Origin of the sequence: Streptomyces sp. WMMB 322 (assembly GCF_900090145.1) — a bacterium.
In the GTDB taxonomy this organism is placed as follows: domain Bacteria; phylum Actinomycetota; class Actinomycetes; order Streptomycetales; family Streptomycetaceae; genus Streptomyces.
Genome location: NZ_FMHI01000020.1, coordinates 33,543 through 60,537 on the forward strand (window position 1 = coordinate 33,543; position 26,995 = coordinate 60,537).

The 26,995-nt window shown below is 70.6% G+C and carries 16 protein-coding genes; 9 read left to right on the forward strand and 7 right to left on the reverse strand.

The window, feature by feature from the left end; all coding sequences use genetic code 11:
• Positions 1-114 precede the first annotated feature (114 nt).
• Complete coding sequence (locus H180DRAFT_RS25005; protein ID WP_254666181.1) at positions 115-1,410, forward strand: ABC transporter substrate-binding protein; 1,296 nt, start codon at positions 115-117, stop codon at positions 1,408-1,410.
• 147 nt (positions 1,411-1,557) lie between these two features.
• Here the strand turns inward: H180DRAFT_RS25005 and manD are convergent, their stop codons facing one another.
• The 6 genes from manD to H180DRAFT_RS25035 form a co-directional block, all read right to left on the reverse strand.
• Positions 1,558-2,799: a D-mannonate dehydratase ManD gene (gene manD / locus H180DRAFT_RS25010; RefSeq protein WP_055488408.1), complete on the reverse strand. Its 1,242-nt coding sequence runs from the start codon at positions 2,797-2,799 to the stop codon at positions 1,558-1,560.
• 989 nt (positions 2,800-3,788) lie between these two features.
• Complete coding sequence (locus H180DRAFT_RS25015; RefSeq protein ID WP_139151439.1) at positions 3,789-4,370, reverse strand: hypothetical protein; 582 nt, start codon at positions 4,368-4,370, stop codon at positions 3,789-3,791.
• A 102-nt stretch (positions 4,371-4,472) separates the two neighbouring features.
• Positions 4,473-4,925, reverse strand: coding sequence for an ATP-binding protein (locus H180DRAFT_RS25020; protein WP_055488410.1), 453 nt, complete (start codon positions 4,923-4,925; stop codon positions 4,473-4,475).
• Positions 4,926-5,351: 426 nt separating this feature from the next.
• The gene (locus tag H180DRAFT_RS25025) at positions 5,352-6,119 is read right to left on the reverse strand and encodes an enoyl-CoA hydratase/isomerase family protein (RefSeq protein ID WP_055488411.1); all 768 of its coding nucleotides are present in this window, start codon (positions 6,117-6,119) and stop codon (positions 5,352-5,354) included.
• A gap of 76 nt (positions 6,120-6,195) precedes the next feature.
• Positions 6,196-7,479 carry a L,D-transpeptidase gene (locus H180DRAFT_RS25030; RefSeq protein WP_055488412.1) on the reverse strand — a complete coding sequence of 428 codons (1,284 nt, stop codon included), beginning with the start codon at positions 7,477-7,479 and terminating at the stop codon, positions 6,196-6,198.
• Between the two features lie 189 nt (positions 7,480-7,668).
• Complete coding sequence (locus H180DRAFT_RS25035; RefSeq protein WP_254666182.1) at positions 7,669-8,808, reverse strand: L,D-transpeptidase; 1,140 nt, start codon at positions 8,806-8,808, stop codon at positions 7,669-7,671.
• Positions 8,809-9,311: 503 nt separating this feature from the next.
• Here H180DRAFT_RS25035 and H180DRAFT_RS25040 point away from each other — a divergent pair.
• The 3 genes from H180DRAFT_RS25040 to H180DRAFT_RS25050 all read left to right on the forward strand — a co-directional run bounded on the left by H180DRAFT_RS25040 (position 9,312) and on the right by H180DRAFT_RS25050 (position 15,001).
• The gene (locus tag H180DRAFT_RS25040; protein WP_254666183.1) at positions 9,312-11,225 is read left to right on the forward strand and encodes an ABC transporter ATP-binding protein; all 1,914 of its coding nucleotides are present in this window, start codon (positions 9,312-9,314) and stop codon (positions 11,223-11,225) included.
• 80 nt (positions 11,226-11,305) lie between these two features.
• Positions 11,306-13,141, forward strand: coding sequence for an ABC transporter ATP-binding protein (locus H180DRAFT_RS25045; protein ID WP_055488490.1), 1,836 nt, complete (start codon positions 11,306-11,308; stop codon positions 13,139-13,141).
• 243 nt (positions 13,142-13,384) lie between these two features.
• Positions 13,385-15,001 (forward strand): M4 family metallopeptidase, encoded by a 1,617-nt coding sequence (locus H180DRAFT_RS25050; protein ID WP_055488413.1) that lies wholly within the window; start codon positions 13,385-13,387, stop codon positions 14,999-15,001.
• A gap of 121 nt (positions 15,002-15,122) precedes the next feature.
• Here H180DRAFT_RS25050 and glgP read toward each other — a convergent pair whose 3' ends face one another.
• Positions 15,123-17,855 (reverse strand): alpha-glucan family phosphorylase, encoded by a 2,733-nt coding sequence (gene glgP / locus H180DRAFT_RS25055; protein WP_055488414.1) that lies wholly within the window; start codon positions 17,853-17,855, stop codon positions 15,123-15,125.
• Positions 17,856-18,596: 741 nt separating this feature from the next.
• Between glgP and H180DRAFT_RS25060 the strand changes: the two genes are divergently transcribed.
• The 5 genes from H180DRAFT_RS25060 to H180DRAFT_RS25080 all read left to right on the forward strand — a co-directional run bounded on the left by H180DRAFT_RS25060 (position 18,597) and on the right by H180DRAFT_RS25080 (position 26,952).
• Entirely contained in the window at positions 18,597-19,760 is a 1,164-nt protein-coding gene (locus H180DRAFT_RS25060) for a cytochrome P450 (protein ID WP_254666184.1), read from the forward strand.
• Positions 19,757-21,019 (forward strand): cytochrome P450 family protein, encoded by a 1,263-nt coding sequence (locus tag H180DRAFT_RS25065; RefSeq protein WP_055488415.1) that lies wholly within the window; start codon positions 19,757-19,759, stop codon positions 21,017-21,019. The genes H180DRAFT_RS25060 and H180DRAFT_RS25065 overlap by 4 nt, the downstream gene beginning before the upstream one ends.
• A gap of 327 nt (positions 21,020-21,346) precedes the next feature.
• Positions 21,347-23,431 carry an alpha-1,4-glucan--maltose-1-phosphate maltosyltransferase gene (locus H180DRAFT_RS25070; RefSeq protein ID WP_055488416.1) on the forward strand — a complete coding sequence of 695 codons (2,085 nt, stop codon included), beginning with the start codon at positions 21,347-21,349 and terminating at the stop codon, positions 23,429-23,431.
• 77 nt (positions 23,432-23,508) lie between these two features.
• The gene (gene treS, locus H180DRAFT_RS25075) at positions 23,509-25,221 is read left to right on the forward strand and encodes a maltose alpha-D-glucosyltransferase (RefSeq protein ID WP_055488417.1); all 1,713 of its coding nucleotides are present in this window, start codon (positions 23,509-23,511) and stop codon (positions 25,219-25,221) included.
• A 192-nt stretch (positions 25,222-25,413) separates the two neighbouring features.
• Positions 25,414-26,952, forward strand: a complete 1,539-nt coding sequence (locus tag H180DRAFT_RS25080) for a maltokinase N-terminal cap-like domain-containing protein (RefSeq protein WP_055488418.1) — start codon at positions 25,414-25,416, stop codon at positions 26,950-26,952.
• Positions 26,953-26,995 lie beyond the last annotated feature (43 nt).

The following is a 26,995-nucleotide window of genomic DNA, read 5'->3' on the forward strand; positions in this document are numbered from 1 at the left end:
GCAGGGTCGCGCCAGGACCACGACGAGGAGAGCCGCGTGTTCAAGTCCCGGTACACATCCGGACACAGAGGAAGGACGGTAAGGATCGTCGCCGCGGCAACGGTCACGGCGGGCCTGCTGACGGCATGCAGTCCGGAGGACGAGAAGCCTCCGGAGAAGAAGTCCTTGAAAGTCCTGATGGTCGACAATCCGCAGATGCTGGAGCTGAAGAAGCTCACGGCCGAGCACTTCACGAAGAGGACCGGCATCGAGGTCGACTTCACCGCACTGCCGGAGAACGAGCTCCGCAAGGAGGTCCACTCCGACTTCGCCCTCCAGTCCGGCCGCTACGACATCGCGACCATCAGCAACTTCGAGACGCGGGACTTCGCACGCCGCGGCTGGCTCAGACCCCTGGACTCCTTCATCACCAAGGACCGCTCCTTCGCCCAGAGCGACATCATGCTTCCGATCCAGCTCTCCCTGAGCGGAGCCGACGGCAAGGTCTACGCGGAGCCCTTCTACGGGGAGTCCTCGTTCCTGATGTACCGCAAGGACGTCTTCCGCGATCTCGGCCTGAAGATGCCGGAGAAGCCCACCTGGAGCCAGGTCGCCGCGCTGGCGGAGCGCGCCGACGGCGCCGGGAAGGACATGAGCGGGATCTGCCTGCGCGGCCAGCCGGGATGGGGCGAGATGGCCGCTCCCCTGACCACCGTGGTCAACACCTTCGGCGGCACGTGGTTCGACGAGGACTGGAACGCCAGGCTCACCGACCCCGGCTTCGCGGACGCGGCAGAGTTCTACGTCGACCTCGTACGCGACCACGGCCAGGAGAACCCCGAGAAGTCCGGTTACGCCGGCTGCCTGCGCACCATGAAGAGCGGCAAGTCGGCGATGTGGTACGACGCGACCGCGGGAGCGGGCCCCCTGGAGGCCGACGGCTCACCCGTGAAGGGAAAGATCGGGTACGCGCCGGCGCCGGTGGAGAAGACCAAGTCCTCGGGGTGGCTCTACACATGGGCGTGGGGCATGCAGAAGTCGACCCGTCAGCCCCGTGCGGCATGGGAGTTCATGTCGTGGGCGTCGAGCAAGCAGTACGAGAGTCTCGTCGGCCGCGAGATCGGATGGGAGAACGTGCCCGCGGGGAAACGCGAGTCGACGTTCGAACGCCCGCAGTACAAGAAGGCCGCCGGCGCGTTCGGCGAAGCGACCGAGAAGGCGATCCGGAAGGCCGACCCGCGGAAGCCGGGCGTGCAGAAGCGCCCCACCCTGGGCATCCAGTTCGTCGGCGTCCCGGAGTTCACCGGCCTCGGTGACCACGTGTCCCAGCAGCTGAGCGCCGCGATCGAAGGGAAGCAGTCCGTGTCCGCCGCTCTGCGCACGTCCCAGCGCGAGGCACTGAAGCTGGGCGCGCGGTACCGGAATCGCTGACTTGAGCGCCGCCCCGCCGGCGGGCGCCGGCGGGGCGCCCCCGCGCCGCGCCGCTGCCGCCCACCGGTTCCGGCTCAGCCCGCCGAGGGGACCGGACCGCCGCCCCGGCGGGCCCGTATCCCAGGTCGGGCTCGGGCCCGGCGCGGCTCACCAGTCGTGGACGGTCCCGTCGGCGAGCCGGTTCACGGGCAGGTACGCGGGCTCGTACGGGAACCGGGCCGCCGCGTCCGTGTCGAGCTCGACACCGAGGCCCGGGGTCCCGGACGGGTGCAGCAGCCCCTCCTCGAAGGTGTAGGAGGTGCGGAAGACCTCCAGGGTGTCGGCGGAGTGCCGCATGTACTCCTGGATGCCGAAGTTGTGCACGGCAAGGCCGAGATGGAGCGCCGCCGCCATCCCCACCGGTGAGATGTCCGTCGGCCCGTGCATCCCGGAGCGGACGCCGTAGACGGCGGCCAGGTCCAGGAGCTTCTTCATCGCGGTGACACCGCCGGTGTGGGTGACCGCCGAGCGGACGTAGTCGATCAGCCGCTCGCTCAGCAGAGTCGTGTAGTCGTGCACCGAGTTGAAGACCTCGCCGATCGCGAGCGGCGTGGTGGTGTGCTGCCGGATCAGCCGCAGGGCGGCCTGGTCCTCGGCGGGAGTGGCGTCCTCCAGCCAGAACAGGTCGTAGGGCTCGAGGGACTTGCCGAGCTTCGCCGCCTGGACGGGCGTCATCCTGTGGTGCCCGTCGTGCAGCAGGGGCAGCTCGGGCCCGAACTCCTCGCGCACGGCCTCGAAGACACACGGCACATGGCGCAGATAGGCCCGGGTGTCCCAGGTCTCCTCCGCCGGCAGGGCCGGGCCGCCGGCGGTGCGGCGGGCCGGCTCGTAGTCGTAGCGGTCGCCGGAACCGGCACCGGAGGAGGCGACCCCGTACACGGAACCGAGGCCGGGAATGCCGGTCTGCACGCGGATCGCCCGGTAGCCGTCGTCGAGGTGCGCGCGTACGGAGTCGAGGAGTTCGGGGATGTCCCGCCCCGACGCGTGCCCGTAGGCGAGCGCGCCGCGGCGGCTCGCGCCGCCCAGCAGCTGGTACAGCGGCATGCCCGCCGCCTTCGCCTTGATGTCCCACAGGGCGGTGTCGACGGCGGCGATGGCGGCCATCGTGACCGGGCCGCGCCGCCAGTAGGCACCGCGGTAGAGGTACTGCCAGGTGTCCTCGATGTTGTGCGCGTCGCGGCCGGTCAGCAGCGGCACGACGTGGTCGCGCAGGTACGAGGCGACGGCCAGCTCACGGCCGTTGAGCGTGGCATCGCCCAGACCGGTGATGCCGTCGGCCGTCACCAGGCGCAGGGTGACGAAGTTGCGTCCCGGGCTGGTGACGACTGTGTCGGCCGACTCGATCCTCATCCGGCGTGTTCCTCTCCTCGCCCCGTGCCTGTACTTGTGTCTGTGCCTACGTCCATACCTGTGTCCGTGGCTGTCCTGCTCACGGTGTCATCTCGGCGACGGCGACCCCGTACGGGGGCAGTCGGACCGTGCCCATGGCGGCCCCGTGTTTCCATCGACCCGTGCGGGGGTGCGCCTGGGGTGGGTGCGGGGTGCCGGGGGCGTGCCGCTCCGGGGGGCAAGTCCGGGCGGCATGATTTCCCTCCCTGAACCGGACGGAGTTCTGTACGACCTTCCATATGGCGGTCCGCAAATCACTCCCCCACGCTTCGCTGGGGAGACCCCAAGGGCCCGGCCATGCCCCCCTGCGCGTCCCGCCCCCTCCCGCCGGTCCGCGGCTCTCCCCCAGGGGCCCCACCAAGATCCCCTCTTCCACACCGGGCAGTGGGCCCGTACCCGTCGTCCTCGACGAGCGCGGGCCCACTGCCCGGTGGCCCGTCGTCTCGACGGGCGCGGCAGATGGCCCCGCCATGTGGATGGACACCCGGGCCCGTCCACACCCGACCCGGAGCCGCGATTAACCGGTCCACGCGGCAAAGGAGTTGAGCCATCGGACGATTCTGCGCGAGTGACCCGAAGGACCACCGGCGGGACAGCCGCCCCGCAGGCCAATCGGACTCCCGGAGGGGAGAAGGGGGACGAAAGCGGCAGACGCCGGACGGGCGGGAGGGGGCGGGACGTGGAGGCGGGAGGCACGGGGCCATTGGGGTCTCCCCAGCGAAGCGTGGGGAAGTGATTTGCGGACCGCCATATGAAGGGCAGCACGGAAACCCTTGACGGTCCAGGGAGGTAAATCATGCCGCCCCGGGACACCCGCCGGAACGGCACGCCCCCGGCACCCACCACGAACCCCACGCGCACCCACCACGAACCCGCACCCGCAAAACCAACCCGAAGCAAACACGGCCAACCCCCGCGACAGCCGGCACCGCCGGCACCGCCGGCCCCCGTCACTTCTTCGCGGAGACCCTCACGACGGCGCGGTCCGCACCGATGGCCTTGAACTCGATGACGAGCCGGTTCATCTCGATCTTGGTTTTACTCCTGCTGAGCTTGCCGCGGCAGAAGCCGTTCGAGCAGCTCGTGGAGGAGTTCTGCATGCCCCGGGCCGAGGTGGTGACACGTCCGCCGCTGAAGCGCGCCGTCCAGGTGACGATGCCGTCCTCGATGTCCTGGACCGTGAACTCGTGGACTCCGGAGGAGGACGGGGGATGGATTTCGTCCCCCTTGGACAGCTCGACCTCGCAGTCACCGTCGGCGCAGGCGCCGGTGTCCGTGCCGTCGGCGGCCTTCGGGAGCGCCGACGAAGTGGGCTTCGCGCCGGCGGACGCCCCCTCCCGCTTCGCCGGCGAAACGGACGAACGCTTCGGTGAGCTCAACGCGCCCTTGCCGTCCGACGGCGTGCCGGGCACCGCGTCGGCGCTGGTGTCGCCTCCGTCCGTACCCGAGCAACCAGCAAGCCCTGTGAGCAGGGCGAATGTCATCAGCGACGCGCAGAGCGCCGACTTGCCGTGATGTCCACGACACAGCACACCGACCATGTTGCCCCCGTGATCACCGGCGGGCGGCGGTCCTGCCGCCCGGTTCCATTTCCGGCGACGTTAACACCGGTGGGGCATGCCTCTGACACAACGTCAGGTGGTGATTCGCATCTCGAACCACGTCGTCTTGCCGCGGGGCAGCAGGTCGACGCCCCAGCGGTCGGAGAGGGTGTCGACGAGGAAGAGGCCCCGCCCGCTGGTGTCCAGCCCCTGCACGGGCAGCAGGCACGGCAGACCGCGGGACGGGTCGCGCACCTCGACGCGGATCCAGCCGCGGCGGCGCATCATCTGCAGCCCGAAGACGAGGGCTCCGGTGTGGCGCACGGCGTTGCCGACGAGCTCGGAGACGAGCAGGACCGCGTCGTCGGTGAGGGGGGCGGGCAGCGCCCAGTGCGACTCGAGGACGGTACGGGCCAGTTCCCGGGCGCATCTCGCCGACTCGGGGCGGTTCGGCAGGCGCACTTCACCGATCGTGGGGTCGCCGACGAGGTCAAGAGCGCCGCCGGGGAGGCCGTCGCTCGTCGGTTCACCCGGGATTTCTGGCATTTCGCTCACGCTCGCCACTTCTCCCTGTCCCGCCATGGCAACCATCATGGGGGGAGCAGGGCAGTTGTGGGGCCGTTCAACCAGATCCCGATTTCCGGAACAACTCCCTCCGCACGCTGGGCTGTTGCCCACCCGCGCTGGACGAATCGAGTGCCGGCGGCCCTGACCTGGCACGACGTCAGGTCACGTCCGGCCACGACGGGTCACGGGAGCGCAGCGCCCGGTGCCCGGCCGATCCGGGGGCCGTTCCCCCACAAGGGTGGGCGCACAGGCAACGCGGCGTGCGCCACCCCCGGCCACCCCACCCCGGTACGACGCGTTCCGCGGAATGCCGTGCTGCGGGGCGCCGTACCGGGAAGCGGCTCCCGGGCGTGCCCCGGCCGGGTCACCGAGCCGTGACCGCCGCCGCGTCCAACGCCCGGCGGATCAGCCGAACTTGGCCTTGCCCGGGCCCTCCTCGACGAAGCTGCGCATGCCCGTTGCCCGGTCCTCGGTGGCGAACAGCCCCGCGAACCAGTTGCGTTCGACGGCGAGCCCGGAGTCGATGTCCGTCTCCAGGCCGACGTCGACGGACTCCTTCGCGGCGCGCAGCGCGATCGCCGGACCCTTGGCAAGCTGCGCCGCCCACTCCCGCGCCTGTTCGTAGACCTCCTCGTCGGGCACCACGCGGTCCACGAGGCCAATCTCCAGCGCCTCGGGCGCCTTGACCTGCCGGCCGGTGAAGATGAGGTCCTTGGCCTTCGACGGGCCGACGAGCCGCGCCAGCCGCTGCGTCCCGCCCGCGCCGGGGATCAGCCCGAGGAGGATCTCCGGCTGGCCGAGCCTGGCACGCTCCCCGGCGATGCGGATGTCGGCGCAGAGCGCCAACTCGCAGCCCCCGCCGAGCGCGTAGCCGGTGACGGCCGCGACGACCGGCTTGGGAATACGGGCGACGGCCGTGAAGGAGTCCTGCAGCGCCTTGGAGCGCTTCACCATGGCCGTGTGGTCCATGGCCTGCATCTCCTTGATGTCCGCGCCGGCGGCGAAGACCTTCTCGCCTCCGTAGATCACGACGGCGCGCACGTCGTCGCGCACGGCCGCCTCCTCTGCGAGTTCACGCAGCCGGTCCTGGGTGGCGACGTCCAGCGCGTTCATCGGGGGACGGTCGAGGCGCAGCGTTCCCACGCCCTCGGCGACTTCGAGATTCACAGTCATGGGGGAAGGTTAACGGCCGTTACGGACGAGGCCGATGGTGCGGCCGCGCTCCGGCCGCACCGTCGCGGGAAGGGACCTACTTCTGCGGGGCCTTCCACTCGTCCCAGTCCATGTTCCAGCCGTTGAGGCCGTTGTCCGGCTGGATCTTCTTGTCCTTGGAGTTCTTGATCTCCACCACGTCACCGATGATCGACTCCCGGAAGAACCAGGAACCCGGCGTGGACTTGTCGTCGCCGCCCTTCTTGTCGAAGAGCCCGACGCAGCCGTGGCTCGCGTTCACCGAGCCGAACTGCCCCCGTGCGAGCCAGTAGTTGCCGTGGATGAAGGTCCCGGACGTGGAGAGCCGCATGGCGTGCGGCACGTCCTTGATGTCGTACCCGCCGGCTTCCTCCTTGCGCCCGAAGCCCACGGTGCGACCGTCCATCCGCGTTTCCTTGTGACGCTCGCTGATCACCATGCGGCCGTTGTACGTGGGGTTCTCGGCGCTTCCCGAGCTGATGTCGATCGTCTTGAGCTTCTTGCCGTCCCGGGTCACCGTCATCTTCTTCGACTTGGCGTCGACGACGCTCACCTGGCTGCGCCCGACGGTGAAGTTCACCGACTTGTCCTGCTCGCCGTAGACGCCGTCGTAGCCTTCGACCCCGTCGAGGTCCAGGTCGAGTTCGACCTTCGTGCCGGCCTTCCAGTAGTCCTCGGGCCGGAAGTCGAGGCGGTTGTTCCCGAACCAGTGCCCCTCGATCTCGACCTGGGGTTCGGCGGTGACGGAGATCGCCTTCTCGACGGCCTCGCGGTCCTGGATGGCGTGGTTGAAGTTGAGGGAGACGGGCATCCCGACGCCCACCGTGTCGCCGTCCTCGGGAGTGAAGCGGCCTATGAAGGTGCTCTTGGGGGTGAGCGTGGTGAACTCGGCCCGCTCGGTGGCCCTCCGCCCCTCGGAGTCCTCGGCCTGCGCCTCGACGGTGTACTTCGTCTTCGTCGTCAGGTGCTTCGCGGGAGCCCAGCTCTTGCCGCCCTCGGCGATCTTCCCCTCGACAGCCGTGCCGTCCTCGTCCTTGACGTCCACCTCGACGAGTTCGCCCTTGGCCGCGGTCACCTTCAGGGCGTCCTGCGTACCGACGCCGTCGGCGCCGTCCTTCGGTGATATCTCCACGACCGCCCGGGACTTGGCCGGCTTCTCGCCGCCCTTGTCACCTGCCACGCTCCCGGCACCGCCGCAGGTCGTCAGGGTCAGCACCAGCACCACGGCGATCACGACGAGCCCCACGGCGGACCCGCCTATGAGCTGTGTCCTGGTGTCCCCCCGTATCGCCTCCGGGCTGAGCCTTGCCTTGGCGTCCCTGGCGACGGTCTTGAGATCCACAGCGGGCCACTCCCCTCGCACGGCTGCTTGCACCATCGTGGCGGCTGCGAGCGGAAACCACGACAGTGCATGCGCTAGATAATCACACCGAGATGGAGAAGGAATCCCCGAAACCGTCACCGTTCCGTCGCGATTTCCTCCGGGCACTCCGGGGCGCCGGCGGGCACCGCACCCTCCGCGCCGGGACGCTCAGTCGAGCGCCGTACCCGCCTTCCACGCGGACCAGGACATGTTCCAGCCGCCGAGGCCGTTGTCCGGCGCGACCCTGCGCTCCCCGGAGTTCCTCACGGAGATCACGTCTCCGGTCAGGGAGCTGCGGAAGAACTCGCCGGCCGGGCTCAAGGGGTCGCCGCCCTTCCTGTCCGGCAGGCCGATGCATCCGTGGCTGACGTTCTCCCTGCCGAACGTCCGCTTCGACGCCCAGTAGTTGCCGTGCAGGAAGGTGCCGCTCTCCGTCAGGCGCATCGCGTGCGGCACGTCCTCGATGTCGTACTCGCCGCCGAAACCGACGGTACGCGCGTTCATCCGGGTCACCTCGAACTTCTCGCTGATGACCATCTCCCCCGTGTATGTGGGGTTCTTCGCGGACCCCGTCGTGACGGGCACGCGGCTGACGATCTCGCCGTTCTGCCGGACCGTCATCGTGTGACTGCGGGCGTCCACCACGCTGCGCCGGTCCCGGCCGACCGTGAAGTGGACCCGCTTGCTCTGCACCCCGTACACCTCCGGAGCGCCGCGCACACCCCGCAGCCGCAGATCCAGCGTGACGCGCGTGCCCGGCTGCCAGTACTCCTCGGGGCGGAAGTCCAGGCGGGTACGGCCGAACCAGTGCGGCGCCACCTCGACCTGCGGGCTCGCGGTGACGCTGATGCCGCGCTCAACTGCCTCGCGGTCGGCGATCCGGCGGTTGAACCTGATCGAGAGGATCATCCCGGTGCCCACCGTCTGCCGGTGCTCGGGGGTGAAGAAGCCGATGAAGCGCCGCGGCTGGGCCTTCGTGGTGAAGGAGGTGTGCCGGGCCGCCCGCCGGCCTTCCTCGTCCAGCGCGGTGACGTCGATCCTGTACTTGCTGCCGAGCCTGAGTTGACGTGCGGACTCCTCGGGCAGCCAGGTCCGCCCGTCGGGCGAGATGGCACCGGGAACCGCGTGGCCCTCGCCCCTGCTTCTGCGGGTGACCCGCACCTTCTCCAGCCGGCCCTCCGTCGCCGTCACTCGCAGTCGGCTGCCGGCTGTCACGTCCCTTGCACCGTCCCGGGGCTTCACCTCGATCAACTGCGCCGGCGTCTGCGGTTCGACCATCGCACCGCAGCCCGCCAGCGGAGCGCCCATCACGCACAGCGCGGCCAGCGAGCACTTCAGCGCACTGCTCCTCATCAGCAGGCCCTTCCAGTACGAGTGTTCCGTCCGCCCCGCCCGATCCATGTCCGCACTCCCCGTGAAGCTCATCCGTACGGAGACCAACGACCCGCTGCCGGAGGGGATGCGAGTCGGTCACGCACGGTGTTCGAGTTGTCCCGTAGAGGAAGCATTGCGGTCGGACCACCGACGTGCGAGCACCGACTCGGCGGGAAAAAAGCAGATGAAGGATGCAACCACCCGGCCGTAGTCTCAGCCCGGTGACGACCGGGGCGGGGACGGGGAACGAGACCACCGGCAGCATGGCCGGGGGCGGCGCGGAAACGAAGGCCGGCAGCGGGACCGGCGGCAGGGCCGTCGGAACGCCCGTCGGAACGAGCGGGGGAACGCGCGCAGGCCCCGCGCCCGAAAGCGGCCGCTCGGCGGTGCGTTCGCTGCTCCGGCTGTGGCCGTACGTGCGGCCGGTACGCGTGCGGATGTTCGCCGCGGCCCTGGTCGCCGTGCTCGCCTCGTGCACCGGTCTGGTGATCCCGCTCGTGCTGAAGTGGATCGTCGACGGCCCGGTGGCCGAGCGGGACACCGCCGGCGTGTGGGCGGGCGGTGCGCTGCTGCTGGGGGTCGGGGTCCTAGAGGCGGGGCTGTTCGCGCTGCGGCGGTGGCTGAGCGCCCGTCCGCTGGCGGGCGTGGAGGCGGCCATGCGGGCCGACATCTACGGGCACCTTCAGCGCCTGCCGGTCTCCTTCCACGACCGCTGGCCCAGCGGGCAGTTGCTCTCGCGGGCGACGACCGACCTGGAACTGCTGCGCAGATTCCTCTCGTTCGGCGTGACCTTTCTGCTGGTCAACGCCGTTACCGTGATGGTCGGTTGCATCATCCTGCTCTCGCAGCAGTGGACGCTCGGGCTGGTGGTCCTCGGCCCGTTCGTGCCGCTGGTGTGGATGTGCGCGGTCTTCGAGTACCGCTACTCCCACGCCGCGCGCCGGGCACAGGACCAGATCGGGGACCTGACGACGCTCGTCGAGGAATCGGTCCTCGGAATCCGCGTCATCAAGGGATTCGGACGGCACCGCAGCCAGGCCCGCGCGTTCCGCGCACTCTCCGAACGGCTCCTCGGTACGGAGCTGGAGAAGGCGCGGCTGCTGGCCCGCATCTGGGCGGTGATCATGCTGTTGCCCGAACTCGCCATCGGGGCGGCACTGGTGCTGGGCACGCTGCAGGTGGCCCAGGGCCATCTCTCGGCGGGAACGCTCGTGGCGTTCCTCTCCACGGCGCTGGCGCTGCGGTGGCCGGTGGAGTCGACCGGGTTCCTGCTGGCGCTGAGCAACGAGTCGGCGACGGCGACCGACCGGTTCTTCGAGGTACTCGACGAGCCGCTGCCCGCGGACGTGCTCGTCAAGAGCGCGCCGGAGCGCGGAACCCCGGACGGCCCGCGCGGGGGCGGGTTGCGCTTCAGCCGCGTCGTCTTCCGCTATCCCGACGCGCCGGACGGCACCCGGCCCGTCCTGGACGGAGTCGATCTGCACGTGTGTCCGGGCGAGACGATGGCTCTCGTCGGCGCGACGGGAAGCGGCAAGACGACCCTCACGGCGCTCGTGCCGCGTCTTCACGAGGTGACGGCCGGCCGCATCACCCTGGACGGAGACGACATCGGCACGCTCAGCCGCGCCGATCTCCGCTCCCGGGTCGCCGTGGCGTTCGAGGAGACGACGCTCTTCTCCGCGACCGTCGCGGAGAACGTGCTGATGGGCGCGGACGGTCCGGCCCACGCCGCAATGCCGGCGCTGCCACCGCCCCGGCCGGGATCAGGCGCCCAGGCCGCACCGGACGCCGCCCGCAACAGCGCCACCCCGGACGGCGCGGCCGACGACCGTGTGCCGCCGCCCGGCCGGCTGACCCCGGGCGCCCCGCCGCTCCCCGGACATGCCGCGCCGGAACACCGGGCCGGGAAGCCGGCCGGGCAGCGGGCCGGGCTCGACCGCGCACTGCGTGTCGCACAGGCCGACGGCTTCGTCGCCGCCCTGCCGCACGGCTCCGCAACCCAGGTCGGCGAGCAGGGCCTGAGCCTGTCCGGCGGGCAGCGGCAGCGCCTCGCCCTGGCGCGTGCCGTCGTCGGCCGTCCCTCATTCCTCGTACTGGACGATCCGCTCTCCGCGCTCGACGTGCACACGGAGGCCGCCGTCGAGGCCGCCCTGCGGGAGGTGCTGGCCTCGACCACCGCGCTCGTCGTCGCACACCGGCCCTCGACGGTGCTGCTCGCCGACCGGGTGGCGCTGCTCTCGGGCGGCCGCATCGCGGCCGTCGGCACGCATCACGAGCTGCTGCGCAGCAGCGAGGAGTACCGCCGCCTGATGTCGGGCGAGAACAACGAGCGGGAGAAGGAGCGGAGTTGACCAGCACAGCCGAAACGGCGGGCGGGCCGCAGCCCGGCCCCGCGCAGACCCCTCACGCGTCCGGGCCCGAACAGCCGCCCGTGCCCGACCCGTTCGACCGCGACGTGCTGCCCGCGCCTCCGCACGCCGCGCGCACACTGCTCGCATCCCTGCTGCGCCCGCACAAACCGCGCGTCGCCGCCGCGGCCCTGCTTCTGCTCCTGCAGCAGGCGGCGGTGCAGGCGGGTCCGCTCCTCGTCGCCTTCGCCATCGACCATGCCGTCCCGGCGCTGAGAGGTGAGGGCGGGCAGAGCGGGCAGTTGCTCCTCGCTGCCGTCGGCCTCGCCTATCTGTTCTGTGCGCTCGCCTCCGGAGGGCTCCAGTACGCCTTCATCGTCGCCGCCGCCCGCGTCAACCAGCGAGTGCTGCTGGAGTTGCGCGGACGGATCTACCGGCACGCGCAGGCCCTCGACGTCGACTTCCACGACCGCTACACCTCGGGCCGCCTGATCTCCCGCTCCACGACCGATGTCGGCTCGCTGCGCGAACTGCTCGACGAGGGCCTCCAGGAACTGCTGGCCGTCATCGTCTCCGTCGTCTACATCGTGGTGACGCTGCTGTGGCTCGACCCCGGTCTCGGAATCGCGGCGCTGGCCAGCTTCGTCCCGCTGGCGCTGCTGGTGCGCAACTTCCAGCAGCGCTCCGCGCGCGTCTACCGGGGCCGCTCCACCGCGATGGCGGCCGTCATCGTGAAGTTCACGGAGACCGTCGGCGGAATCCGCGCCGTGCAGGCCTTCCGCCGGGAGCGCGCGAACGACGAGGAGTTCGCACGCCTCAACGGCCGTCATCTGAAGATGAACGGCGACTCCCTGCTGGAGATGGCGCGTTACGTCGTCACCTCACGGCTCACCGCGAACATCGCCGTCGCGGCGATCGTGCTGTGGGGCGCCTACCGCGTGGCGGCGCAGGATCTCGCGCTCGGTGTGCTGGCCGCCGCCGCGCTCTATCTGCGCAGGCTGTACGAGCCGATCGACCACCTCGGGATGTTCCTCAACTCCTACCAGTCGGCGGCGGCTTCGCTGGAGAAGATCGCGGGGCTCCTCGCCCAGCGCCCGTCCGTGCCGGAACCGTCCGCACCGCGGGCCCTCCCGCCGCGCGGCGAGGGGAGCGGCGGCCGCGAAGTCGTCTTCGACTCGGTCTCCTTCGGCTACCGCACGGGCGACGAGGTGCTGCCGCGCTTCGGACTGACCCTCCGTGCGGGGCGGACGGTGGCGCTGGTGGGCGCCACCGGGGCGGGCAAGTCCACGCTCGTGAAGCTGCTGGCCCGCTTCTACGACCCCACGGGCGGCCGGGTCCTGCTCGACGGCGTGGACCTGCGCGACGTGGACGGCTCCCAACTGCGGCGCAACGTCGTCATGGTCACGCAGGAGGCGTTCCTCTTCTCGGGCACCGTCGCGGAGAACATCGCCATCGGCCGTCCGGACGCGACGCGTACCGAGATCGAGAACACCGCGAAGGCCCTGGGCGCGCACGACTTCATCTCCGGCCTCCCCGAGGGGTACGACACCGACGTGCGCAAGCGGGGCGGCCGGATCTCGGCGGGGCAGCGGCAACTCGTGGCCTTCGCCCGCGCACTGCTCGCGGACCCGGCCGTGCTGATCCTGGACGAGGCGACGTCGTCTCTGGACATTCCGGGCGAACAAGCCGTGCAGCAGGCGATGATGACGGTGCTTCGGGGCCGCACGGCGGTGGTCATCGCCCACCGGCTCTCGACGGTCGAGATCGCGGACCGGGTGCTCGTGATGGAGGACGGCAGACTGGTGGAGGACGGCACTCCGGCTCAACTGATCGCCGGCGAGGGCAGATTCGCGGGTCTTCACAGCGCCTGGCGCGAGAGTCTCGTCCAGACCCACGCACCCCACCATGACCAGCGGTGACTCCCAACCGCACTGGAATCAGCGTCCGTTATCCGGAAAGCGGACGGTCAAGGGCGAACAAAGTCTGGTCAACCTGTGAACGCTGTCTGCCGGAAGCGGTGACATGCACACGTACTCGACAGTAGTGTGACCGGCAGTCGTGATTTCGCACACTGCACGACTGTTCGCGTTCCAGTTCCAACGTTCTGCCCGGGCAGCCGCGATGGCAGGCCGCCCGGCCCCCACGGCAGAAGGAGCCACCGAGTGAGATCCCTCAGCAAGAAGCAGCGGATATCCGCCCTTGCGGCCACCGCCGCGCTCGTCGTCGCCGGCGTCACCGCCGGCACCGCGACGGCCGGCCCCGCTGACGAGCAGTCCTCGATGAAGACGGGCGCCCTGGCCGCCGACATGACCGCGGCCCAGAAGACGCAGCTCATCAAGAAGGCCGACTCCACCGAGGCCAAGGCCGCGGACGCCAAGGCCCTCGGCCTCGGCTCCAAGGAGAAGCTCGAGGTCAGGGACGTCGTCAAGAACCGGGACGGCGCCACCCACGTCCGCTACGAGCGGACCCTCGACGGCATGCCCGTCCTCGGCGGCGACATGGTCGTGCACAAGTCCAAGTCGGGCAAGCGGACCGGCGTCACCAAGTCCACCGAGGCCGACATCTCCGCCGTCTCCACGAAGGGGATCAGCACCGCCGAGAAGCCCGCCACGCCGAAGGCCGAGGGCAGCAAGGCGCCGCGCAAGGTCGTCTACGCATTGAGCGGCAAGCCCGTCGTCGCCTGGGAGACCGTCGAGGGCGGTACCCAGAAGTCCGGCGCACCGAGCCAGCTGCACGTCATCACCGACGCCAAGACCGGCAAGAAGCTCCTGGAGTACCAGGGCATCCACGAGGCCGACGGCACCGGCGCCAGCATGTACAGCGGCGAGGTCGAGCTCTCCACGGACGGCGCGGACGGCAAGTTCACGCTGACCGACGCCTCCAGGGGCGGCAGCAAGACCGTGAACCTGGAGAACGGGGAGAGCGGTGACGGCAAGGAGTTCACCGACGAGGACAACAAGTGGGGCACCGGCAAGCCCGAGGACCCCCAGACCGCTGCTGTCGACGCCCACTACGGCGCCATGCAGACCTGGGACTTCTTCAAGGACACCTTCGGCCGTGAGGGCATCGCCGGCGACGGCAAGGGTGCGCCCAGCCGCGTCCACTACGGCGACAACTACGTCAACGCCTTCTGGGACGACAGCTGCTTCTGCATGACCTACGGCGACGGTGAGGGCAACAAGGCCCCGCTCACCTCGCTCGACGTCGCGGCCCACGAGATGTCGCACGGTGTCACCTCGACGACCGCGAAACTGGTCTACGCGGGCGAGTCGGGCGGACTGAACGAAGCCACCTCGGACATCTTCGCGGCGGCCACGGAGTTCCACGCCCCGGAGAACAAGGAAGACGTCGCCGACTTCCACGTCGGCGAGGAGATCGACATCAACGGCGACGGCACTCCGCTGCGTTACATGGACAAGCCGAGCAAGGACGGCAACTCCCTCGACGAGTGGAGCGACAAGGCCGGCGACGTGGACGTGCACTACTCGTCCGGCATCGCCAACCACTGGTTCTTCCTGATGTCCATGGGCAGCGGGAAGTCCGAGAAGAACGGCGTCGAGTACGACTCGCCGACTTCCGACGGCTCCACCATCGAGGGCATCGGCATCACCAAGGCCCAGGAGATCTGGTTCAAGGCGCTGACCGAGAACATGACCGCGAACACGGACTACAAGGCGGCCCGTGAGGCGACGGTCAAGGCCTCCAACGACCTCTTCGGCGCCGACTCCGCCGAGACCAAGGCGGTCGAGGCAGCCTGGACGGCCGTCGCGGTCAAGTGACCCGGGCGGACCGGCCCGCCGCCGGATCCCGGCCGTAGAGCCGTAGACCCAGGGCCACCGGCACAGCCGCGGGGCGGGTGCCGTGCGCAGAACGCGCACGGCACCCGCCCCGTCGTCGTGCTCAGACCTCCTCGGCCTCGGGTGCGGCCGCGAGGCCCATTTCGGCCGCCGAGGCCAGCAGCCGGTGCGCGGGCAGTACCCGCACCGTGTACCCGAAGGGGCCCGCACGGCCGGGCGTGACGGTCCCCTCGTACGTCCACCGCCCCTCCAGGTCGGGGCCGCCGCTCGCGGACGTCACGGGCTTGAGCGGCACGCTCACCGCGTCGCCGCCCGTGATGCGGTCGGTGCCGTCGAGCCGTCCGGAAACGGCCTGCACCTCCACGTCCTCGGGGGACAGCGTCCCGAGGACGACCCGCGCGCGCAGAGTCAGGCACGAGCCGAGAGCCAGGCCGTCGTCCGGTTCGTGCTGCCGTCCCGCAGCGTCCTGCCGGACACTCCCGTCGTGCCCGTGGTGCTCGTCGTGCCCGTCCCGGCGGCCCGCGCCCTCCGGTCCGTCATGCCGCTCGTGCTCGACCCGGCCGACGGCGACGGACGGCCACTGCTCCCGCACACGCGCCTTCCAGGCGGCCAGTTCGCGTGCCGCGTCCGGGCCCGCCTCGCGCTGGGCGCGGGCGGCCGGCGCGTACAGCTGCTGGACGTACTCGCGCACCATCCGCTCCGCCTGCACCTTCGGGCCGAGCCGCGAGAGCGTCCTGCGGACCATCTCCACCCAGCGGGCCGGGACGGGCCCACCCGCGCCCCCGGCCGCAGCGCGGGAACCCGGACCCGAACCCGACCCGGAATCGGACCCGGGACCGGGACCGGGACGGACGCTGCCGCCGCGCTCGTAGAAGCAGGGCGCGACATGGTCCTCGATCAGCGAGTAGAGCGCCGCGGCCTCGATGCCGTCCCGGCGGTCCTCGTCCGCGGCGGCCTCGCCGTCCGCACTCGGCACGGCCCAGCCGAAGTCCGCGTCGAACCACTCCTCCCACCAGCCGTCCCGCACCGAGAGGTTGAGGCATCCGTTCAGCGCGGCCTTCATCCCGCTGGTGCCGCACGCTTCGAGCGGCTTCAGCGGATTGTTGAGCCACACGTCGCAGCCGGGGTAGAGCGCCTGGGCCATCTCCATTCCGTAGTCGGGGAGGAAGACGATGCGGTGACGCACACGAGGATCGTCCGCGAAACGCACCAGCTCCTGGATCAGCTCCTTGCCTCCCTCGTCCGCCGGGTGCGCCTTGCCCGCCACCACGATCTGCACCGGACGTTCGGGGTGCAGCAGCAGCCCGGTGAGCCGCTCACGGTCACGCAGCATCAGGGTGAGCCGCTTGTACGACGGCACGCGCCGCGCGAAACCGATCGTCAGCACATCCGGGTCGAACACCCCGTCCGTCCAGCCGAGTTCGGAGTCGGCGGCGCCGCGCTCGCGCCACGAGGCGCGCAGGCGCGCCCGCACCTCGTGCACGAGCCGCTCGCGCAGTCGGCGGCGCAGCGCCCACAGTTCGGCGTCGGGCAGCGCCGCCGCATCGTCGGGCACGTCGGGCGATCGCCAAGTGGGCGCGTGCACGCCGTTGGTGACGGACGTGATGGGCACCTCGGCCGGGTCGAAGCCCGGCCAGAGCCCGGCGAACATGGCGCGGCTGACCTCACCGTGCAGGGTGCTCACGCCGTTGGCCCGCTGGGCCAGCCGCAGGCCCATCACCGCCATGTTGAACAGACCCGGGTCGCCGCCGGGGTAGCTCTCCGCGCCGAGGCGCAGCACGTCGTCCGCGGGGATGCCCTCCAGCTCGCCGTCGTCGCCGAAGTGGGCCGCCACCAGGGCGTTGTCGAAGCGGTCGATCCCCGCGGGGACGGGTGTGTGGGTGGTGAAGAGGTTGCCCGCACGCACCGATTCCAGGGCGGCGTCGAACTCCAGCCCCTGCTCCCCCAGTTCGCGGATGCGTTCCAGCCCGAGGAAGCCGGCGTGGCCCTCGTTGGTGTGGAAGACCTCGGGTGCGGGGTGGCCGGTGCGCCGGCAGTACGCGCGCACCGCACGCACGCCGCCGATGCCGAGCAGCATCTCCTGGAGGAGGCGGTGCTCGCCCCCGCCGCCGTAGAGCCGGTCGGTGACCTCGCGTTCGGCCGGCGCGTTCGCACCGACCATGGAGTCGAGGAGCAGCAGCGGTACGCGCCCCACCCGCGCCTGCCACACCTGGGCGCGCAGCGACCGGCCGCCGGGCAGCCGCAACTCGACGCGTACGGGCAGGCCGTTCTCCTCGCGCAGCAGCCGCAGCGGGAGTTCCGCCGGATCGAGCGCCGGATAGTGCTCCAGCTGCCGGCCCTCGCGGGAGAGGCTCTGCCGGAAGTATCCCTGGCGGTAGAGGAGCCCCACACCGATCAGGGGTACTCCCAGATCGCCGGCGGCCTTGAGGTGGTCGCCGGCGAGGATCCCGAGCCCGCCCGAGTACTGCGGCAGGGCGCCGGTGATTCCGAACTCCGGTGAGAAGTACGCGACGGCGCGCGGGAGATCGCCGGTGGCGGCCTCCTGCTGGTACCAGCGCGGCTCGTTCACGGCGTCGTGCAGATCGCCGGCGACGACGGCGAGCCTCCGCAGGAAGGCTCCGTCGCAGGAGAGCCGGGCGAGCTTCGAGGGCGTCAGGGCGCAGAGCATGCGCAGCGGGTCGCCGCCCGCGAGCCGCCAGGCCTCCGGGTCGAGTTCGCTGAAGAAACGGAGGGTCGGGGGATGCCAGGACCAGCGCAGGTTGTGCGCCAGTTCGCTCAGGGGACGGAGTGGTTCGGGGAGTACGGGATGAACGGAGAAACGACGAATGGCCTTCACTCCTCGACCGTAACGGGGCATACGCACCCATTGCGGCAATGATCCGCCCGGCGCGGGATGTCCACCCCGACGCGGTGACCGCAGCGGTGCGCGGGCGGCTGTCCGCACCGTGAGGCCCTCGACCCGGATGCGGTCGGTGACGTGCCGTCAACGCGCCCCCGCGGAGGGGGCGGGCCGGCTCGTTCTCCGATACATCCGTCACATCGTGCGGGTAATTCCGCTCGTCACGGGCCCGGGCCGGAATGCGCAGCTCCACCCCCTCGACCGGGCTCCGTCTCTGCTCCTAAGCTTCGGGACCTCAGTACACGGGGCACGACTTCTGCACGTCCCACCTGGGCTCTCCACACGGGACGCGGACAGTCGCGGGCAGACCACGGAGGTGAACGGAGAGCAACGGTGCGGGCCGCGCACAGCGGCCCAGGGCACGCTCGCTCCCCGTCGGGGTGAAGTGTGACGGCGCAGCACAGCGGTGGGTTCCTGACCAGCTCCCTCTCCCGCTTGCGCCGCTGGATCCGTGTTCCGACCGGGTCGCGCATTCCAGTACCCGTCCACGCAATCGGTCGCGATCCATCACACGGAAGGTTTTGCATCGTGACGGCGTATCAAAGCGCCCACCAGGGGGATTACGGATTCGGGACACCGGCCGCCCCGCCGCCGGGGTGCCCGGCACACCCGGCGGACGACGCGGTGCCGCTCAGCGGCCCCCGGTTCCACACCGACCCCGCCGGCCACTACCGCGAGATGCGGGCCGAGTACGGCCCCGTTGTGCCGGTGCTGCTGCCCGGCGACGTCCCGGCCTGGCTGGTGATCGGCTACCAGGAGATGTACCAGGTCACCACGGACTCCAAGCTCTTCCCGCGCGACTCCGGGCTGTGGAACCAGTGGGAGACGCTGCCACAGGACTGGCCGCTCCGGCCCATGATCGGCGAACGGCAGCCGTCCATCTACTACACGGTCGGCGCGGAGCACCAGCGCCACCTGGAGATGGTGCAGACCGCCATGCAGAACATCAGCCCGCTCGAACTGCGCACACACTGCGAGGAGTTGGCGGACCACCTGCTGGACCGGTTCTGCGCGCGCGGCGAGGCGGACATCATCGCCGAGTACGCCAAGCCGCTGCCCGTCCTCGTACTGGCCAGGCTGCTGGGGTTCCCCGACTCCGACGGCCCGGGCCTGATCAAGGCGATGAGCGACCTGGCGGACGGCGGAGCCGATGCCCTGGAGGGCTTCGCGCACTTCGGCGCCAAGATCCACGAACTGGTGGCGGCCAAGCAGGAGGCCCCGGGCGCCGACCTGACGTCGTGGATGCTCGCCGACCCCGAGCCCTTCACCGACGAGGAGTACGCGCTGGACCTGATGGCCATCACGGCCGCGGGACACCTGCCGACCGCCGACTGGATCGGCAACTCCGTGCGCCTGATGCTCACCGACGACCGCTTCGCCGCCTCCCTCACCGGCAACCGGCGCAGCATCCCCGAGGCGATGAACGAGGTGCTGTGGGAGGACACGCCCACACAGATCCTCGCCGGGCGCTGGGCCGCCTGGGACACCTGGCTCGGCGGCCGGCGCATACGCACCGGCGACATGCTGCTGCTCGGGCTCGCCGGCGCCAACGCGGACCCGAAGGTGCACGTCACCGCCGAGGGGGCCGACACGGGGCTGCGCGGTGGCAACGGCGCCCATTTCGCCTTCAGCCACGGGGAGTTCCAGTGCCCCTTCCAGGCGCAGGAGATCGCGGAGACGATCGCCCGCATCGGGATCGAAGTGCTCCTCGACCGGCTGCCCGAGATCGACCTGGCCGTGCCCGTCGGCGCCCTCGCGCGGCGGCCCTCGCCCTTCCTGCGCGGGATGACCGCGCTGCCCGTCCGCTTCGCCCCCACTCCTCCCCTCGAAGGCTCGCGATGAATGCTCCCGCCTCTCCCTCTCCCTCTCCGTCGGCCGGGCCGGACGAGTGCCCCGTCGTCATCGACCCCATGGTGCGCGACCTGGACGGGGAGACCCGCCGGCTGCGCGAGGCCGGCGCCCTCGCCCGCATCGACCTGCTCGGGGTGCCGGCCTGGACCGTCACGACTCACGCCGAGGCCAGGCGGCTTCTGACGGACCAGCGGCTGGTGAAGGACATCAACCGGTGGACGCTGTGGCGCACGGGGGAGGTGACCCACGAGTGGCCGCTGATCGGCATGATCGACGCGGGACGTTCGATGTTCACCGTGGACGGCACCGAGCACCGCCGGCTGCGCACGAAGACCGCTCAGGCGATCACTCCGCGCCGCCTGGAGGGTCTGCGTCCGGTGATCGAGGGAATCACCCACCGGCTGCTCGATGACCTGGAGGTGCAGGGCAAGGAGGGCGCGGTCGATCTGAAGTCCGTCTACGCCCTGCCGCTTCCGATGTCGGTGGTCAGCGAACTCATGGGTGTCGACCCGGCACTCCATCCGCGGCTGCACGTCCTGTACAAGGCGTTCTTCTCGATGCTGACGCCGCAGGACGAGCGGCTCGCGGTGATCGACGAACTCGACGGCATCTTCACCGACATGGTCAGGGCCCGTACCGCCGAACCGCGGGACGACCTGACCAGCGCGCTGATCCTCGCGGACCAGGGCGGCGAGCCGCTGACCGAGGAAGAGGTCGTCGGCAACCTGAAGGCGATGGTGGCCGCGGGGCACGAGACGACCATCGGTCTGATACTCAACGCCGTGCGGGCGCTGCTCACCCACCCCGCGCAGCTGCGCATGGTGCTCGACGGCGAGGTGGGCTGGGACGCCGTCGTCGAGGAGACCCTGCGCTGGGACACACCGACCACGCACGTGCTGATGCGGTTCGCGACGGAGGACATCGAGGTCGGGGACTGTGTCGTCCGCGAGGGCGAGGGCGTCGTGATCTCCTACCGCGCGATCGGGAGGGACCAGGAGCAACACGGGCCCGACGCCGACCGGTTCGACATCGCCCGGCCCTCGCCGAGCCGTCACATGACGTTCGGCCACGGACCGCACATCTGCCCGGGTGCGGCGTTGTCGCGGCTCGAGGCGGGCATCGCGCTGCCGGCGCTCTTCGAGCGCTTCCCCGGCATCCGGTTCGCCGTCCCGGTGGAGGAGATCGTCAACCAGCCGGTGCTCACGCAGAACGACCTCCGGTCCTTCCCCGTCCACCTGCACGGGATTTGACGCGGGCCGCCCCGCCCCGGCGGACCACAGCGTGCCCGCCGGGGCCAACTCTGCGTGCGGGGCGTCCCGTTGGGAGCAGATGCGGGTCCGTGCGCAGATCCGTTCACGTCCCGTGCTCCCGGACCGGGACCGTCCCGACGGCCGGCCCGAGGACCCGCCCGGAGACCGGTGGGCGGCTGTCACCGGGCACGGCCCTCGTGCGGAGGGCCGGGCGGGTGAACGCGCGCTGCCGCCCTGCACGGGGCACCGGGGCACCAGGTGAAGCAGATAGAACAGGCAGAAGATCACAAACCGTCCGCCTGTTCCGTCCCGCACCAAGGTGAAGCAATGATCGGTCGCATTCCCGTCCTCGACGTCCGCCCCCTCGTCGACTGCGGGCGCCACCCCGCCAAGGCCGTACCGGGCGAGACGTTCCAGGTCTCGGCCACCGTCTTCCGCGAAGGACACGAGGCCCTCGGCGCCAACGTCGTGCTCCGCGACGCGAGCGGCCGCCAGGGGCCCTGGACCCCGATGCGCGAACTCGCCCCCGGAACCGACCGCTGGGCGGCCGACATCACCCCCGACAGCGAGGGGAGATGGACCTATGCGATCGAGGCCTGGAGCGACCCCGTCACCACGTGGCGGCGCCGGGCGAAGCTGAAGATCCCCGCCGGCACCGACACCGAAGCCGTGCTGGAGGAAGGCGCGGTGCTGCACGAGCGCGCCGCCGCCGACGTGCCCAGAAGTGAGGGCCGGGACTGCGTGCTGGCCGTGGCCGACGCGCTGCGCAGCCGCAGCCGCAGCGTTGCCGCACGGCTGTCGGCCGCGCTGACACCTCAGGTGACGGGGGTGCTGCAGCGGTATCCGCTGCGCGAACTGATCACCTCGACACGTCCGCTGCCCCTCCAAGTCGAGCGGGAACGTGCCCAGTTCGGCTCGTGGTACGAGTTCTTCCCGCGCTCCGAGGGCGCGCGGCTCCCGCAGGAGGAGGGCGATCCGCCCGTCTCCGGCACGTTCCGCACCGCGGCGCGACGGCTCGACGCAGTGGCGGCGATGGGGTTCGACGTGGTCTACCTTCCGCCGGTGCACCCCATCGGCGACGTCTTCCGCAAGGGCCCCAACAACGCGCTGTCCGCGGGGCCGCACGACGTGGGCTCTCCGTGGGCCGTCGGTTCGGCGGCCGGCGGCCACGACGCGCTCCACCCCGATCTGGGGACGGCCGAGGACTTCGCGTACTTCGTGGAGCGCGCCCGGTCCCTGGGGCTTGAGGTCGCGCTGGACTTCGCCCTGCAGTGCTCACCGGACCACCCGTGGATCAAGGAGCATCCCGAGTGGTTCCGGCACCGCCCGGACGGCACCATCGCACACGCCGAGAACCCGCCGAAGAAGTACCAGGACATCGTTCCTCTCGCCTTCGACACGGACCCGGACGCCTACGCCTCGCTCGTGCGCGAGACCCTGCGCGTGCTCCGGCTGTGGATGTCACGCGGCGTGCGCATCTTCCGCGTGGACAATCCGCACACCAAGCCCGTGGGCTTCTGGGAGAAGGTCATCGGGGACATCAACCGCTCCGATCCCGATGTCGTCTTCCTCGCCGAGGCGTTCACGCGGCCCGCGATGATGCACACCCTCGCCAAGGTGGGCTTCCAGCAGTCCTACACGTACTTCACCTGGCGCAACACGAAGCAGGAGCTGACGGAGTACCTGACGGAACTGTCCGGCGAGGCCGCCGCGTACATGCGTCCGAACTTCTTCGTGAACACCCCCGACATCCTGCACGCCTGCCTCCAGCAGGGCGGGCGGCCCGTCTTCGAGACGAGGGCCGTGCTCGCGGCGACGCTCTCCCCCTCGTGGGGCATGTACGCGGGCTACGAACTGTGCGAGTCGCAGGCGGTACGGCCCGGCAGCGAGGAGTACCTGGACTCGGAGAAGTACCAGCTGCGTCCGCGCGACTGGGCCGCGGCCGAGGAGTCCGGCCGGACGATCGCGCCGCTGATCACAAAGCTCAACCGGCTGCGGCGCGCCCGTCCCGCCCTGCGCGGACTGCGCTCCCTGAGATTCCACCACTGCGACAACGATCAGGTCATCGCCTTCTCCAAGCACTGGTCGGCGCCAGGAGAAGAGGCAGAGCAGGGAAAGGAGGCAGAGCAGGCAGATCCAGGACAGCGGGACACCGACACCGTCATCGTCGTGGTCAGTCTCGACCCGGCGCGTACGCAGGAGGCGACGGTGACGCTGGAGGAAGGGGACCTGCGCCGCTTCGGGCTGACGGCGGCGCAGGCCGACGGGAGGGAGAACTTCCCGGTGCGCGACGAGCTCACCGGGAGGACGTACGAGTGGAGCAGGAACAACTACGTGCGGCTGGAGGCGGGGGACGGCTCCCCCGCAGCGGCGCACGTTCTCACGCTGCGGCCCGAACCAGGCGGTGTCTGACGAATTCCTGTGCTCCGCCCGATGGGCGGACGAGCTCTTCGCAAGACACCCCCCACCGACCCGAAGGGCACTCACCCATGACCGTGAACCAACCCGTACACGACAAGTTCGAGGACACGCCCGCCAGGGACCGCGACCCGGAGTGGTTCAAGCGGGCCGTCTTCTACGAGGTGCTGGTCCGCTCCTTCTACGACAGCAACGGCGACGGCATCGGAGACCTCAAGGGGCTCACCGCGAAGCTCGACTATCTGCAGTGGCTCGGCGTCGACTGCCTGTGGCTGCCGCCGTTCTTCAAGTCGCCGCTGCGCGACGGGGGTTACGACGTCTCCGACTACACGTCGGTGCTGCCGGAGTTCGGGGACCTCGCGGACTTCGTGGAGTTCACCGACTCGGCGCACCAGCGCGGCATGCGCGTCATCATCGACATGGTCATGAACCACACCAGTGACCAGCACCCGTGGTTCCAGGAGTCCCGGCACGATCCGGACGGCCCCTACGGCGACTACTACGTCTGGGACGACGAGGACACACGCTACGCGGACGCGCGGGTCATCTTCGTCGACACCGAGGCCTCCAACTGGACGTTCGACCCGGTCCGCAAGCAGTACTTCTTCCACCGCTTCTTCTCCCACCAGCCGGACCTGAACTACGAGAACCCGGCCGTGCAGGAGGAGATGATCTCCGCACTGCGCTTCTGGCTGGACCTGGGCGTCGACGGCTTCCGCCTGGACGCCGTGCCCTACCTGTACGCGGAGGAGGGCACCAACTGCGAGAACCTGCCCCGCTCGCACGGCTTCCTCAAGCGGGTGCGCGCCGAGATCGACGCGCACTACCCCGACACCGTGCTGCTCGCCGAGGCCAACCAGTGGCCGGAGGACGTCGTCGACTACTTCGGCGACTACGCAAAGGGCGGCGACGAGTGCCACATGGCCTTCCACTTCCCCGTCATGCCCCGCATCTTCATGGCGGTGCGCCGCGAATCGCGCTACCCCGTCTCGGAGATCCTCACCAAGACGCCCGAGATCCCCTCCGGATGCCAGTGGGGGATCTTCCTGCGCAACCACGACGAGCTGACGCTGGAGATGGTCACCGACGAGGAGCGCGACTACATGTACGCGGAGTACGCCAAGGACCCGCGCATGCGCGCCAACATCGGCATCCGCCGCCGCCTCGCCACCCTTCTGGACAACGACCGCGACCAGATCGAGCTGTTCACCGCTCTGCTGCTGTCGCTCCCGGGTTCGCCGATCCTCTACTACGGCGACGAGATCGGCATGGGCGACAACATCTGGCTCGGCGACAGGGACGCCGTACGCACCCCCATGCAGTGGACGCCGGACCGCAACGCCGGCTTCTCCTCCTGTGATCCGGGGCGCCTCTACCTCCCCGCGATCATGGACCCGGTCCACGGCTACCAGGTCACCAACGTCGAGGCGGCGATGAGTTCGCCGAGCTCCCTTCTGCACTGGACGCGGCGGATGGTGGAGATCCGCAAGCAGAACCCGGCCTTCGGGCTGGGCACGTACACCGAGCTGTCCTCGTCCAACCCGGCCGTGCTGGCGTTCCTCCGCGAGGTGCGGCTGCCGGACGGCGGCGACGACCTTGTGATGTGCGTGAACAACTTCTCCCGCTTCCCTCAGCCGACGGAGTTGGACCTGCAGTTCTTCAACGGGCGCGTGCCCGAGGAGCTCATCGGCGGCGTGCGCTTCCCGCCGATCGGTGAACTTCCCTATCTGCTGACGCTGGGCGGCCACGGCTTCTACTGGTTCCGCCTGCGCAGGCAGAACTGACGGGAATTCACGACAGCGGAGCCGGAGGGCCCGGGGCCGGCGCCCCGGGCCCTCCGCGGTTCCGGTGGCGGGCGGCGGCCTTGGCCGGTGGGTGAAGATCTCCGACACGGCCTGCACAACCAGACACAGAACATGACATTAAGCAACAATCTGCGTGCTTTCCGTGTACCCGGGGAAAGGACGCCAGACGTCATGTCGGAAAGTTCCTTGTCCCGCACAGCCCTTCGGACGGACACCGTCCCCTCCTCCGGCGAACTGCTCGGCTCCCTGGCCCGGCCGCTCGCCGAATGGCTCCCCCGGCAGCGCTGGTTCGCCGGCAAGGGCCGCGCCATCGGCGGCTTCGGTCTCCTCACCGCGACGTGGCTGCTGCCCTGCGACCGCGCGGGAGAGGCCCCCGCCCTGCTCCATCTGCTGCTGCGGGCACGGCACCACGGCGGCGACGCGCAGCCCGCCGACTGCTACCAACTGCTGCTCGGGGTGCGCGACGCCGCCTCCCCCCTGCCTCCGGAACTCGACGCCGCCCTCATCGGCCGCCCCGACGCCGGTCCGCTGCAAGGCCGTGTCGTCTACGAGGCGCTGCACGACCCTGTGCTCGCCGGACATCTGCTGGAACGGCTCGGCGATCCCGGACGGGTGGGGCCGTTGCGCTTCCGGCGCGAGCCGGAGTCGGCGGTACCGAGAGGCCTCGCGCCCCGGCCGCTGGCGGCGGACCAGTCCAACTCCTCGGTGGTCTACGGCAATCGGTACATCCTCAAGCTCTTCCGCCGCGTCGAGGCCGGGATCAATCCCGATCTGGAACTGCCCCTCGCACTCGCCCGGCACGGCTCGCGCCGGGTTCCGGCCCCCACGGCCTGGTTCGAGGCGGAGGCCGTCGCGGAGAGCACGGGGGAGGCGGCGGCGCGGAGTGCGGGCGGCCCGCCTGGGGAGATGACGGACCGCGCCGCTCCCCCGCTGACGCTCGGTGTGCTTCAGCCGTTCCTGGCCGGCTGCCGCGACGGCTGGCAGCTGGCGCTCAACGCCCTCGGCGAGCGGCGCGACTTCACCTCCGAGGCGCACGCCCTGGGGCGCGCCACCGCCGAGGTGCACACCGGCCTCGCCGAGGCGCTGCCCACCTGCGTCCTCGGACGTGACGCCCTGGAGAACACGGCCGCAGCCATGACGCGGAGGCTGGAGGCCGCCGCGCGGGCGGTGCCGGAGCTGCGCCCCTACCGGCCGGGACTGCGCGACGCCTTCCGCGCGCTCGCGGAACTGGGCCGCCACGGCCACACCTGCCCGGCCCAGCGCGTGCACGGCGATCTGCACCTGGGCCAGGTGCTGTCGGGGCCGGAAGAGCGCTGGTCCCTCATCGACTTCGAGGGCGAGCCGGCCCGGCCGCTCGCGGAGCGGCGCGTGCCCCAGCCGGCCGTGCGCGACATCGCGGGAATGCTGCGCTCCTTCGACTACGCGGCGTGCCAGCGGCAGCTCGCGCAGCCGGGCCCCGTACCGGCCCCTGCCGGACCCGGGGACGACGGCTTCGCACAGCGGTGGGCGGCCGCCAACCGGGAAGCGTTCTGCACCGGTTACGCCGAGGCCGCAGGCCAGGACCCGCGGGGGGAGGTCACGCTGCTGCGCGCGTACGAGACCGACAAGACGGTCTACGAAGTGCTCTACGAAGCCCGGCACCGGCCCACGTGGCTGCACGTTCCGATGTCCGCGATCCGCCGCCTCGCGGCTGCGGCCGTGCACCGGTAGCGGAGGGCCGTCCTTCCCCTTCCGGCATGCCGGTCCCGATCAC

Bases quoted from the DNA above. Each gene is read 5' to 3' on its own strand.
- H180DRAFT_RS25065 (WP_055488415.1), top strand. From the start codon at position 19,757: ATGAATGCTCCCGCCTCTCCCTCTCCCTCTCCGTCGGCCGGGCCGGAC.
- H180DRAFT_RS25070 (WP_055488416.1), top strand. From the start codon at position 21,347: ATGATCGGTCGCATTCCCGTCCTCGACGTCCGCCCCCTCGTCGACTGC.
- H180DRAFT_RS25020 (WP_055488410.1), bottom strand. From the start codon at position 4,925: ATGCCAGAAATCCCGGGTGAACCGACGAGCGACGGCCTCCCCGGCGGC.
- H180DRAFT_RS25060 (WP_254666184.1), top strand. From the start codon at position 18,597: ATGCGGGCCGAGTACGGCCCCGTTGTGCCGGTGCTGCTGCCCGGCGAC.
- manD (WP_055488408.1), bottom strand. From the start codon at position 2,799: ATGAGGATCGAGTCGGCCGACACAGTCGTCACCAGCCCGGGACGCAAC.
- H180DRAFT_RS25035 (WP_254666182.1), bottom strand. From the start codon at position 8,808: ATGGGCGCTCCGCTGGCGGGCTGCGGTGCGATGGTCGAACCGCAGACG.
- treS (WP_055488417.1), top strand. From the start codon at position 23,509: ATGACCGTGAACCAACCCGTACACGACAAGTTCGAGGACACGCCCGCC.
- H180DRAFT_RS25080 (WP_055488418.1), top strand. From the start codon at position 25,414: ATGTCGGAAAGTTCCTTGTCCCGCACAGCCCTTCGGACGGACACCGTC.
- H180DRAFT_RS25040 (WP_254666183.1), top strand. From the start codon at position 9,312: ATGTTCGCCGCGGCCCTGGTCGCCGTGCTCGCCTCGTGCACCGGTCTG.
- H180DRAFT_RS25025 (WP_055488411.1), bottom strand. From the start codon at position 6,119: ATGACTGTGAATCTCGAAGTCGCCGAGGGCGTGGGAACGCTGCGCCTC.